We start from the raw sequence: 17,719 nt of genomic DNA, 5'->3' as shown, positions 1-17,719 counted from the left end.
TCACGCCGTCGTCACCAACCCCAGTTCGGAGGGCTCCGCCAAGAGCGGATGACACGGCAACACACGAACGGTGTATCCGACCGATCCGGACAGTGGCAGTGCAACGTCCGTGACGAACAACGCTCCTGTGTCGTCGGAATCGACATAGCGCATCGGCGCCGTCACCACGTCGGTCAGCTCCTCGGCGTCTCCCACTCGCCCGATCACCGCCTCCACCGACACCTCGCTCCGGTCCAACTCCCCCAGTCGGATACGTGCCCGCAACGACAGGTTCGCGCCGATCTCCGGCGAGTCCGGCAATCCCGATCCGTCGACGCGTGCGACGACGACAGACGGCCACGCGGTGGCGACGCGGCGACGAAAGTCTGCGAGATCTCTGGCTCCGGTGAACCCGTCCGCCGCGACCCGACGACGCGCCTCCGAAGCCGGGGCGTAGTAATCGATCGCATAGTCACGCACCATGCGGGACGCCAATACCTTCGGCCCCAGCGTCTCGAGCGTGTGCCGAACCATCTCCACCCAGCGCTCCGGTACCTCGCCGTCACCGCGATCGTAGAATCTCGGCAGCACTGCAGTTTCGAGAAGCTGATACAGCGCCGATGCCTCGAGATCGTCTCGCCGCACCTCGTCGTCCACCCCGTCCGCAGTCGGGATCTCCCACCCGTTCTCACCGTCGAACATCTCGTCCCACCAGCCGTCGAGGATCGAGAGGTTGAGACCACCGTTGAGTGCGGATTTCATGCCCGAGGTTCCACACGCCTCGAGCGGGCGGAGCGGATTGTTCAGCCACACATCGCAACCCCAGTACAGGTAGCGGGCCATCGACATGTCGTAGTCCGGAAGAAAGACGATTCGATGCCGGACGTCCGCGGCGTCTGCGAATCGTACGACCTGCTGGATCAACGCTTTTCCACCGTCGTCCGCCGGGTGACTCTTGCCCGCGACCACCAATTGGACCGGCCGCTCCTCGTCGGTCAGCATCGCCCGCAGCCTGTCGGGGTCACGCAACATCAACGTCAAACGTTTGTACGTGGGGACGCGCCGTGCGAATCCGACGGTGAGCACGTTCGGGTCGAACACCGACTCGGTCCAGCCGAGTTCCGCTGTGGTCGCACCCCGCTCGAGCCAGGACGCTCGCACCCGACGGCGAACTTCCTGAACAAGTTTGTCCCTGAGTAGATTTCGGGTCTCCCAGAGTTCTGTCGACGAGACGTCACGTAGTCGCTCCCAGCCACGCGCTTCCTCGACCGATTCCGGACCGACGATGCGGCGGGCGAGGTCCATCCATTCGGGCGCCGCCCACGTCGGTGCGTGGACACCGTTGGTCACGGAACCGATCGGCACGTCACCGGCGTCGAACCCCGGCCACAAGGGACGGAACATGTCTCGACTGACGGCCCCGTGCAGTTTCGACACCCCGTTCGCACGCTGACCGAGGCGAAGTCCCATGTGTGCCATGTTGAACACCGACGGATCAGCTTCGTGACCCAACCCGAGAATGCGGTCGACCGTGAGTCCCGGCAGCAGGGACGAGTCGTTCTCGCCGTTATCGCTGCCGAAATAGCGTCGGACGAGGTCCACCGGGAACCGATCGATACCCGCCGGGACCGGAGTGTGGGTCGTGAACACGGTGCCGGCTCTGACGGTCGCCAGAGCCGTGCCGAAGTCCAGACCCTCGTCCGACATCAGCTCACGTACGCGCTCGATCCCGAGGAAGCCCGCGTGCCCCTCGTTCATGTGGAACACATCCGGATCGGGCAGACCGTGGGCTCGCGTGTACGCACGTACTGCGCGAACACCGCCGATCCCCGCCAGAATTTCCTGCTTGATCCGATGATCCTGGTCGCCGCCGTACAAGCGGTCCGTGACACCCCGCAGCTCCGCGTCGTTCTGCTCGATGTCCGAATCCAGCAGGAGCAGTGGAATCCGACCGACCTGCGCAATCCAGACTCGTGCGCGCAACACACGGCCGCCCGGCATCGCGACGTGTACGAGGACGGGCGCGCCGTCCTCGGATCCCGTCAGCAAGCGCAGAGGAAGCCCTTGCGGATCGTGGGCCGGATAGTGCTCTGCCTGCCAGCCGTCGGCTGTCAGCGACTGCCGAAAGTAGCCGGACCGATACAGGAGCCCGACGCCGATCAGCGGCAAGCCCAGGTCGGATGCGGCTTTGAGGTGATCGCCCGCCAGGATTCCGAGGCCGCCCGAGTAGTTCGGTAGAACCTCGCTCACTCCGAATTCCATCGAGAAGTACGCGATGCCAGAGGCCGTCACTTCACCCTTCGACTCGCGCTTTCGATACCAGCCCGGACTCGCCAGGTAGTCCTTCAGATCCGCTTCCGCAGCGTCGAGTGCCACCAGAAAATTCGGGTTCTCCGCCAGTTCGTCCAGCCGGGAGGGTGCCACCTCACCGAGCATGCGCACCGGATCGAATCGGACCCTTCGCCACAGGTCTGCGTCGAGCCGTTCGAACAACTCCTGGGTGGGTGGGTGCCACGACCACCGCAGATTCGTCGACAGCGGGCCGAGAGCGCCCAGGCGCTCGGGCAGATGAGCTCGGACAGTGAACCGACGCAAGGCTTTCACCTCGCGAAGACTACCCACTACACGGAGCCCACGCGGACGACTCGACCTGCGCGTCGCAGGTGACCCGCGCGGTAACCGCCCAACGGACCGTCGCTCCATTACGGTTGAACTGGCGACTTCGAAGAAGGACGGCTACGAAATGGAGGCCGGAGTGACAGGGCGACTCGGCATCGACGATGTGCAACCCGCGATCGACGGTGGCCGCTTCCCGGCAAAAGCGGTGGTCGGCGAGGTCGTTCCGGTGCGCGCCGTGGTGTGGATCGAGGGCCACGATGTGGTGTCCGCGAACCTCGCGGTTCGGGGCCCGGGCGGAGACGACGCGGCACCTGCCGACGAGGATGTTCGCACGATCCGCATTCCGATGAGCCCGGGCGGAGTTCCCGATGTCTTCGACGGCCTGTTCACTCCGACGAGCGAAGGGGCCTGGACCTTTCGAATCGAGGCATGGAGAGACCCCATCGCCACCTGGAAGCGGGTGGTCGAGGCGAAGCTGGCGGTCGGCCAGGGCGCTGCCGAGCTGAGCAACGACCTGGAGATCGGCGCACGTCGTTTCGAGGACGCCGCGCGGGGCGTGCCGCTCGCCGACCGCGACCGACTACTCGCGATCGCGCACTCGCTGCGCTCGGAGCGTCAACTCCCGGCGAGAGTGGCACCGGCATTCGGAACCGATATCGCAGAGCTCCTCCGCGCCTATCCCCTACGCGAACTCGTGACCGAGAGTCGTACCCATCGAGTGACCGTGGATCGCCGCAGGGCGCTCTACGGATCGTGGTACGAATTCTTCCCGCGATCCACGGGCGGGCGCCATGCGGACGGCACGCCCCGCCACGGCACTTTCGAGACGGCCGCGGCCGATCTTCGTCGGATTGCCGCAATGGGTTTCGACGTGGTGTACCTACCCCCGATTCACCCGATCGGCATCGTCAACCGTAAGGGCCCCAACAACTCGCTGACCCCCGGACCGGACGATGTCGGTTCTCCGTGGGCGATCGGCTCCGCCGAAGGTGGACACGACGCGGTGCATCCCGAACTGGGGACGCAGGCGAGCTTTCGGAAGTTCGTGAGCTCGGCGCGGGAGAACGGGATGGAGGTAGCGCTCGACCTCGCACTGCAATGCGCTCCGGACCACCCGTGGGCGCTGGAGCATCCCGAATGGTTCACGGTCCTGCCCGACGGCACGATTGCGTACGCAGAAAATCCGCCCAAGAAGTACCAGGACATCTATCCGGTCAATTTCGACAACGACCCGGAGGGCATCCATCGAGAAGTTGTGCGCGTCGTCCGCCACTGGATCGACGCGGGCGTGAAGATCTTCCGCGTGGACAACCCACACACGAAACCCCCGAGCTTCTGGGAGCGGTTCATCTCGGAGATCAAGCAGTCGCACCCAGACGTGCTCTTTCTCTCCGAGGCGTTCACGCTGCCCGCCCGTATGTACGGGCTGGCTCGACGTGGATTCACCCAGTCGTACACCTATTTCACCTGGCGCACGAACAAATGGGAACTCACCGAGTTCGGCAAGGAGCTGGCGGCGAAGGCAGACGAGGCGCGACCGAACCTCTTCGTCAACACTCCCGACATACTGCACGAGAGCCTGCAGAACGGTGGCCCCGGCATGTTCGCCATCCGGGCGGCTCTCGCCGCGACGATGGCTCCGACGTGGGGCGTGTATTCGGGCTACGAACTGTACGAACACACGCCACTTCGACCCGGCAGTGAGGAATATCTTCATTCCGAGAAGTACGAACTTCGTCCGCGGGACTTCGACGGCGCCGCAGCCCGCGGCGAGTCACTCGAACCGTGGATCACGACACTGAACCGCATCCGAAGGGCCCACCCCGCGCTTGCGCAGCTCCGCAATCTGCATTTTCATCATGTCGACAACGACGCGCTGATCGCGTATTCGAAGTTCGACGCGGCCACCGGCGACGCCGTGCTGACCGTGGTCAACCTCGACCCCTATGCCGCCGAACAGGGCAACATCTGGCTGGACATGCCGGCGATCGGCCACGACTGGCACGACCGGATGGCCGTCCGTGACGAGGTATCCGGCGAGCTGTACGACTGGGGGCAAACGAATTTCGTGCGGCTCGAGCCGTGGCGGGCAGTGGCACACGTGATCGCACTGCCCACCATCGCGTATCCGGTTCGAACAACACTCGCGCACCGCGGTGGTGGACAATGACCTTTCCCTCCGATTCCGAAGCGAGGCCCGCCGATGCGGACCTCGAACTACTCGCACGCGGCGAACACCACGATCCGCACTCGGTTTTCGGTGCGCACCCGCACCCTGATGGAACCGTGGTTCGTGCACTACGACCGGGTGCCGCGTCTGTCGAAGTTCTCGTCGGCGATCGGCGGTACCCGCTGCCCGAGGTTTCGGAGGGCATCTTCGCAGCAGTTCTGCCCATCGAGAAGCTCCCCGATTACCGGCTGATCGTCGACCACCCGGGCGGGCAGACCGTGACCACGGCCGACGGATTCCGATTCCTTCCCACGCTGGGTGATCTCGACCTGCACCTCCTCGGAGAAGGAAGGCACGAGCGTCTGTGGGAGGTCCTCGGCGCCCACGTTCGCACCTACGACACACCTGAGGGTGGCGTCACGGGTACTTCGTTCGCCGTGTGGGCGCCGGCCGCCCGGGGAGTCTGCGTGATCGGCGACTTCGAGGGGTGGAACGGTCGCAGCGCCCCGATGCGCTCCCTCGGTTCGTCCGGGGTGTGGGAACTGTTCGTGCCGAACCTCGGCGCCGGGGAGCTGTACAAGTACCGCGTGATCGGCCCGGACGGGGTGGCCCGCGACAAGGCGGACCCGATGGCCTTCCATACGGAGGTCCCACCGGCGACGGCATCGAGAATCACGGTGAACCAACACCGCTGGCGCGACGAGCAATGGCTCGAACGCCGCGCCGCAAGCGATCTGACGCAGTCACCGATGAGTGTCTACGAAGTGCATCTCGCGTCGTGGCGTCCTGGTCTGTCGTATCGCGAACTTGCCGACCAGCTCGCGGATTACGTGAGTGCAGCAGGCTTCACGCACGTCGAACTGTTGCCGGTGGCCGAGCACCCGTTCGGAGGATCGTGGGGTTACCAGGTCACCTCGTACTACGCCCCCACTGCCAGGTTCGGATCACCCGACGACTTCAGATGGTTCGTCGATCGACTGCACAGCGCCGAGATCGGCGTCCTGGTCGACTGGGTTCCAGCGCACTTCCCGAAGGACGACTGGGCGCTCGCTCGCTTCGACGGGACCCCACTGTACGAGCACAGCGACCCCCAACGCGGTGAGCAATTGGATTGGGGTACTTACGTATTCGACTTCGGCCGCCGAGAGGTCCGGAACTTTCTCGTCGCGAATGCACTGTTCTGGATCGACGAATTCCACATCGACGGCCTTCGGGTAGACGCGGTCGCTTCGATGCTCTACCTGGACTACTCCCGCCCGGAGGGCGGGTGGACGCCCAACATCCACGGTGGACGCGAAAATCTCGAAGCAGTCGCGTTCGTCCAGGAGATGAACGCGACCGTTCACAAACATCACGCCGGCGTCGTCACCATCGCTGAGGAGTCGACCGCGTGGCCGGGCGTCACGCGGGCCACCAACGTGGGCGGCCTCGGGTTCGACATGAAGTGGAACATGGGGTGGATGCACGACACGCTCGGTTTCCTGGGCCACGATCCGGTGCATCGGAGCTTCCACCATCACGAGATCACCTTCTCGCTGATGTACGCGTGGAGCGAGAACTACCTGCTGCCGATCAGCCACGACGAGGTCGTGCACGGAAAGGGCACTCTCTGGACCCGCATGCCGGGCAACGACTTCACCAAGGCCGCCGAACTGCGCGCCCTCCTCGCATACATGTGGGCACACCCCGGAAAGCAACTCCTGTTCATGGGTCAGGAGTTCGGGCAGCCCGGCGAATGGTCCGAGGAGAACGGCCTCGACTGGTGGGTACTCGATCGGCCCGACACCGGGCGGTTCCATCGGGGCATCGCCGCACTCGTCTCGGACCTCAATGCGGCATATCGTGGCCACCCCGCACTCTGGACCCTGGACGCCTCACCAGGTGGATACTCGTGGATCGACGCCAACGACACCGAGAACAATGTGCTGAGTTTCCTGCGCTACGGTACTGACGGTTCGATCGTCGCCTGCCTGTTCAACTTCTCGGGCAGGTTGCACTCGAACTACAGGGTGGGGTTGCCCGAGCCGGGTCGGTGGCGCGAAATCCTCAACACGGACGCGGTGCCGTACGAGGGCGCGGGATCGGGGAACCTCGGTTCGGTTTCCGCAGTGTCGCAGTCGTGGCACGGACGTCCTGCCTCGGCACAGGTGGTACTTCCGGCTCATGGTGCGATCTGGATCAGTCTGGAGCGTGAATGAAGAGGCACCGGCGTCGGCTGGTTCGAATCGCAGTACTGGGGTTCGCGGCATTCGCCGTGGGAGGTTGCGCGTCGTCGATCGCGGGCGACGCGGTCTCCATCTACAACAATCCGTTTCGTGTCGCCGGCCTCGACGCCACCTCGGGTCCGAGTGGGGCTCGCCCGAACGTCCCCGACGCCGACGTCGCTATCACGAACACCGACGGCGGCGAGATCGACACGATGGTCGGCAACGCGGTGACGGACATCGAGACGTACTGGTCGCAGCACTTCCCCGAGATGTTCCACCAAGAATTCGAGCCGGTGTCCGAACTGGTGTCCTGGGATCCGACCGACCGTCATGGTCCGGTGTTCTGCGGCGAGAGCACCGAAGATCTACCCAACGCCGGCTACTGCAGCAAAGACCACACGATCGGTTGGGACCGTGAACTCCTCATCCCCGAGGTGATCGAGAAGTTCGGCGACATCGCGGCAGTCTTCGTGCTGGCCCACGAGTACGGCCATGCCGTGCAGACGAAGGCCGACACCGCCCCCGCCGCCAAGACAGCCGGCATCGTGCGCGAGCAACAGGCGGACTGCTTCGGCGGTGCGTTCCTTCGGCACATCGCGGAAGGTAAGACCAAGCACTTCACCATGAACACGTCGGACGGGCTGAACAGCGTGCTTGCGTCCGCCGTGGCGATCGGCGACACCGATCCGAGCAACCCGGACAACGTCCACGGGTCCGCGTTCGAACGGGTCAGCGCCGTACAGGTGGGCTTCACCGACGGGCCCGCGCCGTGCGAGCGAATCGACGAGAAGGAGATCGAGTCGCGCAGAGCCGATCTTCCACAGCGGTTTGCCGACGATCAGGACGACGGCGAACTCCCGGTCACCGAGGATTCGCTGAAGTCGTTCGTCGCGTCGTTTCAGCAGATTTTCAAGCTCTCCGATCCGCCCGGACTCGATCTGGACGGTGCGGACATGAAGTGCGCCGACGCAGAAGCGACCGAACCGGTGTCCTATTGCCCCTCGACCAACACCATCGGTGTCAGCGTCGACGAACTCGCCGAACGCGGGACCCCCACAAGGACCAGCCGCCGAGAACTTCTTGCGACGAGCCTCACCGGCGACTACAACGCGTATGTGCTGCTTGCGTCGAGGTACACCCTTGCACTTCAGAAGAGCAAGGGTGAAGACCTGCACTCGCCGCGCACAGCGTTGCGGGCGGCATGCCTCTCGGGTGTCATCACCACCGCACTGAGCCCAGAACATCCGGAGGTACTCGCGGACGGCAGCGTCTGGCTCTCTCCCGGCGACCTCGACGAAGCCATCTCGGGACTCCTCACCGACGGACTCGCGGCCAGCGACGTGAACGGCGAGACCGTGCCCAGTGGATTCTCACGCGTCGATGCGTTTCGAACGGGAGTGCTCGGCGGAGAAGTCGGCTGCGACGGCCGCTATCGGTGACTGACGTTGTCGCTGGAGGCTGACGTTGTCAGTAGAGGGCTGACGCGAGCTTCCGGCGCGCGGCCACGACCACGGGCTCTGCCGGATCGAAGAGTTCGAACAACTCCAGCAGCCGAGTGCGTGCCCGCGTCTTGTCTTCGCCGGCGCTGCGCTTGATCACGGCGATGATGCGATCGAACGCGGCTTCCGGCGCCTGGCTGTACATCTCCACGTCCGCTGCGACCAGTTGGGCATCGACATCGGTGGGGTTCGCGTCTGCGGTAGCGACGGAGTCGTTCGAGGCTCCCTGAACGCGCGCCAGAAACCGAACCTGACGAATGGCGCCGAGCGCCTCCTGGTTGGCCGGTTCCTCGTCGAGAATGCGCTGGAAGGCCGCCACAGCCCCGTCGAGGTCACCCTCTTCGAGCGCCGACTCGGCGGCCGTGAAGCGCGGATCCTCGGGTTCGGGTTCGTCCGGATCGGACTCCGCCGCCGGCGGCCCGGAAAGCTTGCCCTCGACGGCCTGCTCCACCGCTGCCAGCCACTGACGGAGTTGTTCCTCGGGCTGCGCACCCTGAAAGTCTGCGAGTGGCTGTCCAGCGGCGATGGCGACCACGGTCGGCACCGACTGCACACCGAACGCCTGAGCAATTCGCGGGTTGGCATCCACGTCCACCTTCGCAAGCACCCAGCGCCCCTGGGCTTCGCGCGCCAGCTTCTCGAGAAGTGGAGACAGCTGCTTGCAGGGTTCGCACCACGTCGCCCACAGGTCCACGATCACGGGGACCTGGTCGGAGCGCCGAAGCACCTCCTCTTCGAAGGTGGCTTCCGTCACCTCGACGACGGGTTCGAGAGCACCCCCGGTCGACGATCCCGTGCCGGGAGTCGCCTGGGCAGGAGGTGCCGATGCACGCTCCTTGAAGCCCGACAGATCGACGGCACCACTGGTTGCCGCAGCGATGGCCGCGGAGCGAGCTGGAGTACGAGAACCTGGTCGTGTCACGACACCCAGTTTGTCACGATCCGAGCTGCGGCACGTACAGGGGCCGCGTCACGGACTCAGACCGTGGTGGCGGCGCTCCGGTTGCCTGCGGCGTCGGTGGACAGCTCGGCGAGCCGACCGGTGCGCGCAGCCCAGATCTCGAAGACGACGGTTCCGAACGGGGGCACGCTGGACAGTAGAGCGAGAGCGGTGACCTTGAGATCCCACTTCAGCTGTACGGCCGTGATCAGAGCTACCACGATGAACACGAGGAACCCGGCGATGCCGTGCACCATGCCCGGGATTCGGACGGCCTCCTCGAACCCGAGGACCCACTTGAAGAACATGGCAACGAGCAGGACGGCCCAGGTCAGAGCCTCCCAGTACGCAACGAGACGGAAGCGCTTGGCGGGAGTCGACACGTCGAAGATGTTCGGCATGGTGTCCATTGTGCCCGAATGTCTACGACGCACCGTAGTTGGGGTGGCCACCCCAACTACGGTGCGTCGGCGCGGCCACTACTTCTTGGGGACTCGCACGATCAGTGCGTCACCCTGTCCGCCACCGCCACACAGCGCGGCCGCACCGACCCCACCACCGCGACGTTGGAGCTCGAGTGCCAGGTGCAACGCAATTCGGGCCCCCGACATGCCGAGCGGGTGACCGACCGCGATCGCACCACCGTTGACGTTGACCTTGGCAGGATCGAGACCCAACTCGCGCGTCGAGGCGATTCCGACTGCCGCGAACGCCTCGTTGATCTCCACGAGATCCAGGTCCTTGGGATCGATCCCTTCTCGTTCGCAGGCCTTGGCGATGGCGCGCGCGGGCTGCGACTGCAATGTCGAATCCGGCCCGGCCACGACACCGTGAGCACCGATCTCCGCCACCCACTCGATTCCGAGTTCCTCGGCCTTGGCCTTGCTCATCACCACGACGGCGGCAGCGCCGTCCGAGATCGGCGACGCCGAACCTGCGGTGATGGTGCCGTCCTTGCTGAACGCCGGACGGAGACGTCCGAGCGACTCCGTCGTCGTGTCGGCCCTGATTCCCTCGTCCTCGTCGAACACGATCGGGTCACCCTTACGCTGCGGGATCGACACCGGCACGACCTCGTTGTCGAAGAGCCCGTCCTTCCACGCCCGTGCCGCGTTCTGATGCGAGGCCGCCGAAAATGCGTCCTGCTCCTCACGGGTGATGTTCTGCGCGTCCTTCTGGTTGACCTGCTCGGTCAGCAAGCCCATCGCCTGGTCGGTGAAGATGTCGTGCAGGCCGTCGTAAGCCATGTGATCGCGCATCGTCACGTCACCGTACTTGAATCCCCCACGGCTCTTCTCGAGCATGTGTGGGGCGCGGCTCATCGACTCCTGACCGCCCGCGACCACGACGTCGAACTCACCCGCGCGGATCAGCTGATCGGCGAGCGCGATGGCGTCGACGCCCGAGAGGCAGACCTTGTTGACGGTCAGAGCCGGTACGTCCATAGGAATGCCGCCGGCAACCGCAGCCTGGCGTGCGGGCATCTGACCGGCGCCCGCGGTGAGCACCTGACCCATGATCACGTACTGAACCTGTTCCGGCTTCACACCCGACTTCTCGAGCGCACCCTTGATGGCGATCCCACCGAGGTCGGAACCCGAGAAATCCTTCAAGGATCCGAGCAGACGCCCCATCGGCGTACGGGCTCCGGCCACAATCACAGAACTGGTCACGATTTTCCTCCGCGTACAAAAGTCGGGTGATCGTCCCGCCGCACGACAACGTTCACTGTTTCCAGCGACGCAAGTCACATCCCGGCGAGACCTACTCAAACGTTAGCGCTAACGTCGATGCCATGACACAGTCCTCCCCCCAGTCGCAGTCGTCCCCCCTGTCCTCGAACCTGGTCCTCGCCATCGACCACGTCGGTATCGCAGTACCCGACCTGGACGTAGCCATCGCCTGGTACAGCGAACATCTGGGTATGGAATCCACTCACGAGGAAGTCAACGAAGAGCAGGGCGTGCGCGAGGCGATGCTGAGCGTCGCCGGTGCGCCCGCAGGCGGCACCGCACTGCAGTTGCTTGCCCCGTTGAACGAGAAGTCGACCATCGCCAAGTTCATCGAGCGGAGCGGCCCCGGCCTGCAACAGCTGGCATATCGCGTCAGCGACATCGATGTGTTCTCCGCCGAACTTCGGGACAAGGGCGTTCGGCTGCTCTACGACGCTCCGCGACGCGGCACCGCAGATTCACGCATCAACTTCGTCCACCCCAAGGATGCGGGTGGCGTTCTGATCGAGCTCGTAGAGCAAGCAGCCGGCAACTGACTGCGCTGCAAGGGGACCGAACCCATGGCAGCGACAAGCGTTCTACCCAGGTAGATTGACGGGCATGGTGAACGAGCACGATCGCGGATCTCAGCATCTCCCCTTCGCTGTCGCACGAAAGGGGTTCGATCGCGACGAAGTCCGCAATTACTTCGAGCGATTCGATGCCGAGCTTCGCGTGACGGCCGCCGATCGTGACGCGGCCGCCGCTCAGGCTCGCGATCTCGCCAAGCAGCTCGACGATGCGCGAAACGAGATCGACGACCTCCGCAAGGATGTCGACCGCCTCTCCGTTCCGCCCACCACCGCGGAGGGCATGAGCGATCGCATCTCGCGCATGCTGCGACTCGCCTCGGACGAAGCGTCCGAGGTTCGCGCCAAGGCCGAGTCCGACGCTGCCGAGATGGTGTCGATCGCCGAGCAGGAGGGCGCAACTCTTCGCGGCGAATACGAATCTCTCGTCGCCGAGCTCGAGGATCGCCGTAACGCGCTCGAGGTCGAACACAACCAGACGATGTCGAAGGCACGCAACGAGGCCACCCGCATCGTCGAAGCCGCACAGTCGGAGCGCGAGCGACTGGCCGCCGAGGCCGAACTCAAGCGCACCAGAATTCAAGAAGACTTCGACCTCACCATGTCGGAGCGCCGACAGAAGACCATCACTGCGGCGAACGAGCTCGAATCCTCGAGCAAGGCAGAGGCAAAGCGTCGTCTCGCCGATGCGTCACACGAGGCCGAGCGCCGTCTGCAACTGGCGACGGATCAGGCCGAGCGCAGAATCGCCCACGCCAAGGACCTGGCGGAGGAGCTGCGCGTTCTGCGCGGCAGAATCCTCGCCCAGCTCTTGGGTATCAGGGGACAGCTCGACTCGGTTCCTGCGATGCTCGCCTCGGTCAATCGCGAGAGCGAACTGCTCGACGTACCCACCGACATCAAGGCCGCTCCGAGCGAGACGGACCAGGACGACACCGACAGCGCGGCCGATTCCTCGGAACGCGCCACCAAGAACTCACAGCCCGCCGAGAAGGCCGTGGTCGAGAACGCGGACACCGCCGAGGACACGGAGGCTGTCGAAGACACGGACTCGACGACCTCCACCGAATCGAAGTCGGCGGCGTCGAACGCCGAGGACGAGGTCGTTGCGAAACCGGCACAGGCCCGCGCCGATTCAGGCAAGACTGCAGAACGGGAACGCCCGAAGGCGCAGCAGCCCGTCAGGTCCGGAAGCAGTACGCGCTGATCACGACCACTTGCGGGTGATCCCGCGCGTGCGTCGGCCCGACCAACAACCACTGTGCCAGTGGCGCCGATCTTCGACACCACCGAAGTCCGCCGGCCAGGTGACCACGTGCGGCACCCCTGGGCTTATCTCGTGGTCACAACCCGGGCATCGGTAGCTTTTGGTTGCACGCGATCCGGGGACGGTTCGCACCAGGTAGGTGTCGTCGGTCGACCCGGGCGGGCCCTGCTCGTGTCTCGCGGTGGCCCCACCGAACAGTGAACCCCCGCCGCTTGCACCCGACGCCTGCGTTCGGCGGCGGTTGCGCGGCTGAGGTTTCCTACGGGGCACGCGTCCAGTCTAGAAGAGTCGGAATTCTGTGCTCTCGGTGCCGCGCAAGGCTTCGTAGTCGAGAACGAGACAACGGATGCCCCGATCCGTTGCCAGTGTCTTCGCCTGCGGCTTGATCTGCTGCGCTGCGAACACGCCGGTCACGGGGGCGAGCAATGGATCGCGGTTGAGCAATTCGAGGTAACGGGTCAGCTGTTCGACCCCGTCGATCTCCCCCCGCCGCTTGATCTCCACCGCTACGGATGCGCCGTCCGCATCCCGACACATCAGATCGACCGGGCCGATCGCCGTCATGAACTCGCGCCGTACCAAGGTGTATCCGGCACCGAGTGTTTCGACGTGCTCGGCGAGCAACTCCTGCAGGTGTGCTTCTACCCCGTCCTTCACCAGCCCGGGGTCCACGCCCAACTCGTGACTGGAATCGTGCTCGATGTCCTCGACCGTGATCCGAAGTTCCTCGCCCGCCTTGTTGGTCACAACCCACAACATCGCGCCCTCGTCGCCTGCAGCCTCCTCCACGAGCCAGCAGGGCGGGGTCATCCAGTTCAGAGGTTTGTACGCCCGATCGTCGGCGTGAATGCTGACCGACCCATCCGCTTTCACGAGAATGAGTCGACGGGCTGAGGGCAGGTGAGCCGTCAGACGTCCCACGTAGTCGACACGGCACTGAGCAATCACAAGGCGCACGTGGCCACCCTAGAGGATCACCCCGACTAGTCTCGAATGACTATGCGTCGACGACACACCTCCTCTGCCCCGATGGGGTCCTGGCTGCTCGGCCCCTCCGACGAGACATCGACGCGCCGGCGGATTCGGGTACAGCTTCTGCTCACAGCCCCACTCGTCATCACGAATCTCATCGGCGCGCTCATCGCCGTCATGCTGGTCACCGTGGTGGTGCCTGGCCCTTCGGTGCTGACCATGGACTACGTCTTCGTCAACTTCGTCGCGGTCCCCGTATTTGTCGCCTTCGCGATCGTGGTCGGCATCACCTGGGGCACAAGACGTCTCATCCGAGACCTGCGCTGGGCAACGTCCGACGCCACTCCGAGCCCCACGGACCACCTAGCCGCGTTCCGGGCACCACGAAGGCTCACTGCAGTTCAAGCGTTGCTGTGGGGTCTCGCGCTCGTCGTACTGACCACTTTGTACGGACTCGTCGACGTCGACGTGGTACCCAAAGTCGCATTCACGATTGCACTCACCGGCATCACCATCTGTTCCTACTGCTACCTGCTGTCCGAGTTCGCGCTCCGGCCGATTGCCGCGCTCGCACTCGAAGTCGGCGGCCCGCGCCCGGAGCGCACGCTCGGGATCACGAGCAGGACCCTTCTCATCTGGCTCCTCGGTACCGGCATCCCGATTCTCGGCCTGATGCTGATCGCAGTGTTCAGCTTCATCCGGCCCGCCAGCTCGACGAGTCTCGCCGTATCGATCTTCGCGGTGGGCGGAGTGGCCCTGATCTTCGGTCCACTGCTCGCCCTCATCAGTGTGCGGGCCACTGCCTCTCCCCTACGCGCGGTGCGGAACGGCATGGCGCGCGTCGCCGACGGCGACCTCGACACGTCCGTCGTGGTCTACGACGGCTCCGAACTCGGCGCTCTGCAGCGAGGATTCAACCGAATGGCGGAGGGCCTGCGCGAGCGGGAACGAATCCGCGATCTCTTCGGCCGTCATGTCGGCCACGAAGTCGCGGCCAATGCAATGCTCAGCAATCCCGAACTGGGGGGCGAGGAACGCGAGGTCGCCGTGTTGTTCGTGGACATCATCGGATCGACGACCATCGCGGCAACTCACCAACCGGCGGAAGTCGTTGCCATTCTCAACAGATTCTTCGCTGTCGTCGTCGACGAGATCGACGAGCGCGGCGGTTTCGTCAACAAGTTCGAGGGTGATGCCGCACTGGCAATCTTCGGGGCACCCGCAGACCTCGACGATCCGGCCGGCCGAGCATTGGCCGCCGCCCGGTCGATTCGCCGGCGGTTGTCGGCCGAGGTGACCGAATGCGATGCGGGTATCGGGGTCGCGGCGGGCATAGCAGTGGCGGGCAACATCGGTGCACACGACCGGTTCGAGTACACGGTGATCGGCGATCCGGTCAACGAAGCTGCGCGGCTCTCCGAAGTCGCAAAGTCCGTGCCCGGCCACCTCGTGGCTTCAGGACGCGCTCTCGAGTCCGCCGACGAATCCGAGGCGCGGAACTGGATCCACAGAGACGACGTCCTTCTTCGTGGACGCCTCGAGACGACTCGCATCACGGTCCCGCTCGACACGACCCCCTCGACCACGCACGCCGGGAGCGAGCCAGATCTCGGCCAGGGGTGAATCTATCCGCGCATCGTGGACGAAGCACCACCGCCAGTGATCACCGGGCCGCAGCGATTCCGCGATGGGATGCCCGGTCCCCCCGGCGTGGCGACGCGCGTGACGCATCGCCGAACTGTCGCCGCAGCCGACGTAGCCACAGCACAGGCACAGCATCAAGTGATCCCAGTGGGTCCCGAGTTCCAGACAACCCTCGCAGCCGTCCGACGTGTGCGCCACTACTGATCGCACACTGTCGAGATCCGGATCCGTCCACGCGTCCGATACGGCCATTGCTCACCCCTTCCCCACCAGCGTGGTCCGAACAGCGAAGAATGTCCTGGTCACGCCGGGGCGAACAACGACACCGCGGCTCGACCGACCGGCACGGTTACCCGTTTCGACGAAGGATTTCGGGGTAGCCCACTGCAATGGATCTGGACCTGCCGCCAGACCCGAAGGTTGACGAGATTCCACGGGCTCCCGACCTGTGGGCTGCGCTTGCACTCACGGCGCAGATGCACGAAAGTGCGGCGCCGGGTGACATCGTGACGCTTCTCGGATACGCGCTTGCCGCACTGGGACCATTTGCGGTGCAGTCGAAGTCTCCCCAACACAAGACTCATGCAGCGGCAGATGGTTGGCGACACGTGGTGTGCACCCGAGCCGATTCGGCGCTCGATGTCGTCGTGACGTCACCGACGGAGCCGACACCGGACCAGGTGACGCTGGTCGAATTGGTCAGCGAACACGCCAGAGCGGCAATCGCGGCAGCCAACGCGCGCACCGCACTGTCGAGCCAACTTCTCCGTACTGCAGACATGGACCAACTCGCCGAAACGGTCGAAAGATTGCGCCGCGAGTCCAACGTGCGCGCAGTTCTGTCACAACTCTCCACCACGTTGGCGGGAGATCAGGCGATTGCGGCCGCACTGAACGAGCTCACCGGGTTGCACGTCGGGATGGAGGACGCGTTCGGGAACCTCCGGGTCTTCGCTCCCCCGTCCACGAAGACCCACTACCGGAGAATCGGGGGCCACAACCACGCGGACATGGTCCGTAAGGCCGTCTCCGACGGGAACCCGATGTGGGACGGCGACAGGCTGTTTCATGTCGTTCGCCCTCGTCACGACGTACTCGGAATCGTCTTTCTCTCGGACCCGTCTCGAAGCGCCGGCGACTTCGAAAGATTCGCACTCGTCCATGGTGCGACAGCACTGGCGATGCAGATGACGCATCAACGTTCCATCGCCGAGGCCGAGATCCGGCTTCGACGCGATCTGGGAGCGGACCTGCTCGAGGGGCTCGACAACGACACCGCTTGCGCACGGGCGGATGCATTGGGATACGACCTACGGAAACCTCAGCGTGTGCAGGCCCTCCGATGGGACGGAGCCGACGCCGACGCGGTTCTCGCAGCGTTCGGGCGACACTTGGATTCGTCCCGAAGCCACGCGCTGCTCGTACGCCGTGGCGACCTGGTGGGAGCAGTCTCGGAGGCGACCACCGATCCGCAGAGAATCTACGAAGCGATGCACCGGACACTGGGTGGTTCAGGAGTCATCGGCGTCGGAACGGTGTCTCGTGATCCTGAATCGATACCTCGATCCTTCGCCGACGCAACCAGGGCCCTCGAAATACGTTCGACATCATTGCATCCAGAGGGCGTCGTGCACTTCGATGATCTCGGCGTCTACCGAATACTCGACACTCGATCAGATTCCGGAAATGTCCATGAATTCGTCCGCGAATGGCTCGGAGTTCTGCTCGACTACGACCGCCGGCATCGCAGCACAATGGTCGAGACACTCACCCAGTACCTGGAATGCGGCGGCCATTACGACGACACCGCGCGAGCGCTCCGGATACACCGAAGTACCTTGCGATACAGAATGAGTCGTATACACGAGCTGACGGGACGAGATCTTCACGACGTGGACACCAGACTCAATCTCCACCTGGCGACCCGCGCACTTCACGTACTCTCCGGGTCCGGAAATGCCTGAAGCCCCCCAACATTGTTGGGGGGGCTTCAGTAACGGATGTTCGGCGGTGTCCTACTCTCCCACACCCTGTCGAGTGCAGTACCATCGGCGCAGAAAGGCTTAGCTTCCGGGTTCGGAATGGGACCGGGCGTTTCCCTCTCGCTATGGCCGCCGTAA

The 17,719-nt window shown here is 64.6% G+C and carries 13 protein-coding genes, 1 rRNA gene and 1 pseudogene; 7 read left to right on the top strand and 8 right to left on the bottom strand.

The features are described 5' to 3' along the window. Positions 1-2,583 (bottom strand): alpha-glucan family phosphorylase, encoded by a 2,583-nt coding sequence (glgP, locus tag ACZI8R_RS00075; RefSeq protein ID WP_463377531.1) that lies wholly within the window; start codon positions 2,581-2,583, stop codon positions 1-3. A 151-nt stretch (positions 2,584-2,734) separates the two neighbouring features. Here glgP and ACZI8R_RS00070 point away from each other — a divergent pair, with 151 nt between their 5' ends. The 3 genes from ACZI8R_RS00070 to ACZI8R_RS00060 are packed head-to-tail and all read left to right on the top strand — an operon-like array spanning position 2,735 to position 8,414. Next, positions 2,735-4,768 (top strand): alpha-1,4-glucan--maltose-1-phosphate maltosyltransferase, encoded by a 2,034-nt coding sequence (locus ACZI8R_RS00070; protein WP_463377530.1) that lies wholly within the window; start codon positions 2,735-2,737, stop codon positions 4,766-4,768. Continuing rightward, positions 4,765-6,966 (top strand): 1,4-alpha-glucan branching protein GlgB, encoded by a 2,202-nt coding sequence (glgB, locus tag ACZI8R_RS00065; protein ID WP_463377529.1) that lies wholly within the window; start codon positions 4,765-4,767, stop codon positions 6,964-6,966. Before ACZI8R_RS00070 ends, glgB begins: the two co-directional genes overlap by 4 nt. Continuing rightward, positions 6,963-8,414 carry a neutral zinc metallopeptidase gene (locus tag ACZI8R_RS00060; RefSeq protein WP_463377528.1) on the top strand — a complete coding sequence of 484 codons (1,452 nt, stop codon included), beginning with the start codon at positions 6,963-6,965 and terminating at the stop codon, positions 8,412-8,414. Before glgB ends, ACZI8R_RS00060 begins: the two co-directional genes overlap by 4 nt. Before the next feature lie 28 nt (positions 8,415-8,442). Here ACZI8R_RS00060 and ACZI8R_RS00055 read toward each other — a convergent pair whose 3' ends face one another. From ACZI8R_RS00055 to ACZI8R_RS00045, 3 genes are all read right to left on the bottom strand, one after another. Continuing rightward, positions 8,443-9,396, bottom strand: a complete 954-nt coding sequence (locus ACZI8R_RS00055) for a tetratricopeptide repeat protein (protein WP_463377527.1) — start codon at positions 9,394-9,396, stop codon at positions 8,443-8,445. A gap of 56 nt (positions 9,397-9,452) precedes the next feature. After that, positions 9,453-9,815, bottom strand: coding sequence for a DUF3817 domain-containing protein (locus tag ACZI8R_RS00050; protein WP_463377526.1), 363 nt, complete (start codon positions 9,813-9,815; stop codon positions 9,453-9,455). 78 nt (positions 9,816-9,893) lie between these two features. Next, positions 9,894-11,087, bottom strand: coding sequence for an acetyl-CoA C-acetyltransferase (locus ACZI8R_RS00045; RefSeq protein WP_463377525.1), 1,194 nt, complete (start codon positions 11,085-11,087; stop codon positions 9,894-9,896). A 122-nt stretch (positions 11,088-11,209) separates the two neighbouring features. Between ACZI8R_RS00045 and mce the strand changes: the two genes are divergently transcribed. Both mce and ACZI8R_RS00035 read left to right on the top strand, forming a co-directional pair. Continuing rightward, positions 11,210-11,683, top strand: a complete 474-nt coding sequence (gene mce, locus ACZI8R_RS00040; protein ID WP_463377524.1) for a methylmalonyl-CoA epimerase — start codon at positions 11,210-11,212, stop codon at positions 11,681-11,683. A 64-nt stretch (positions 11,684-11,747) separates the two neighbouring features. After that, positions 11,748-12,923, top strand: a complete 1,176-nt coding sequence (locus ACZI8R_RS00035) for a coiled-coil domain-containing protein (RefSeq protein ID WP_463377523.1) — start codon at positions 11,748-11,750, stop codon at positions 12,921-12,923. Here ACZI8R_RS00035 and ACZI8R_RS00030 read toward each other — a convergent pair whose 3' ends face one another. After that, on the bottom strand, positions 12,924-13,253 hold the full coding sequence (locus ACZI8R_RS00030; RefSeq protein WP_463377522.1) for an ATP/GTP-binding protein: 330 nt from the start codon (positions 13,251-13,253) through the stop codon (positions 12,924-12,926). Positions 13,254-13,262: 9 nt separating this feature from the next. Continuing rightward, positions 13,263-13,940: an endonuclease NucS gene (nucS, locus tag ACZI8R_RS00025; RefSeq protein WP_463377520.1), complete on the bottom strand. Its 678-nt coding sequence runs from the start codon at positions 13,938-13,940 to the stop codon at positions 13,263-13,265. A 42-nt stretch (positions 13,941-13,982) separates the two neighbouring features. Between nucS and ACZI8R_RS00020 the strand changes: the two genes are divergently transcribed. Continuing rightward, positions 13,983-15,578, top strand: a complete 1,596-nt coding sequence (locus ACZI8R_RS00020; RefSeq protein WP_463377519.1) for an adenylate/guanylate cyclase domain-containing protein — start codon at positions 13,983-13,985, stop codon at positions 15,576-15,578. A gap of 54 nt (positions 15,579-15,632) precedes the next feature. Here ACZI8R_RS00020 and ACZI8R_RS00015 read toward each other — a convergent pair. Further along, positions 15,633-15,734 (bottom strand): annotated as a pseudogene (locus tag ACZI8R_RS00015) (UBP-type zinc finger domain-containing protein); the annotation flags it as partial. Between the two features lie 254 nt (positions 15,735-15,988). Here ACZI8R_RS00015 and ACZI8R_RS00010 point away from each other — a divergent pair. Beyond that, positions 15,989-17,563, top strand: a complete 1,575-nt coding sequence (locus ACZI8R_RS00010; RefSeq protein ID WP_463377518.1) for a PucR family transcriptional regulator — start codon at positions 15,989-15,991, stop codon at positions 17,561-17,563. A 38-nt stretch (positions 17,564-17,601) separates the two neighbouring features. Here the strand turns inward: ACZI8R_RS00010 and rrf are convergent. Beyond that, positions 17,602-17,718 (bottom strand): 5S ribosomal RNA (gene rrf / locus ACZI8R_RS00005). Position 17,719 lies beyond the last annotated feature (1 nt).

The sequence above is a fragment of the Rhodococcus huquni genome (assembly GCF_055231055.1).
This window is presented reverse-complemented; position numbering and strand designations above follow the sequence as displayed.

What these genes read in the sequence shown, in the direction of transcription:
- glgB (WP_463377529.1), top strand. Translation starts at nt 4,765, where the DNA reads ATGACCTTTCCCTCCGATTCCGAAGCGAGGCCCGCCGATGCGGACCTC.
- ACZI8R_RS00060 (WP_463377528.1), top strand. Translation starts at nt 6,963, where the DNA reads ATGAAGAGGCACCGGCGTCGGCTGGTTCGAATCGCAGTACTGGGGTTC.
- ACZI8R_RS00050 (WP_463377526.1), bottom strand. Translation starts at nt 9,815, where the DNA reads ATGCCGAACATCTTCGACGTGTCGACTCCCGCCAAGCGCTTCCGTCTC.
- mce (WP_463377524.1), top strand. Translation starts at nt 11,210, where the DNA reads ATGACACAGTCCTCCCCCCAGTCGCAGTCGTCCCCCCTGTCCTCGAAC.
- ACZI8R_RS00035 (WP_463377523.1), top strand. Translation starts at nt 11,748, where the DNA reads ATGGTGAACGAGCACGATCGCGGATCTCAGCATCTCCCCTTCGCTGTC.
- ACZI8R_RS00020 (WP_463377519.1), top strand. Translation starts at nt 13,983, where the DNA reads ATGCGTCGACGACACACCTCCTCTGCCCCGATGGGGTCCTGGCTGCTC.
- ACZI8R_RS00010 (WP_463377518.1), top strand. Translation starts at nt 15,989, where the DNA reads ATGGATCTGGACCTGCCGCCAGACCCGAAGGTTGACGAGATTCCACGG.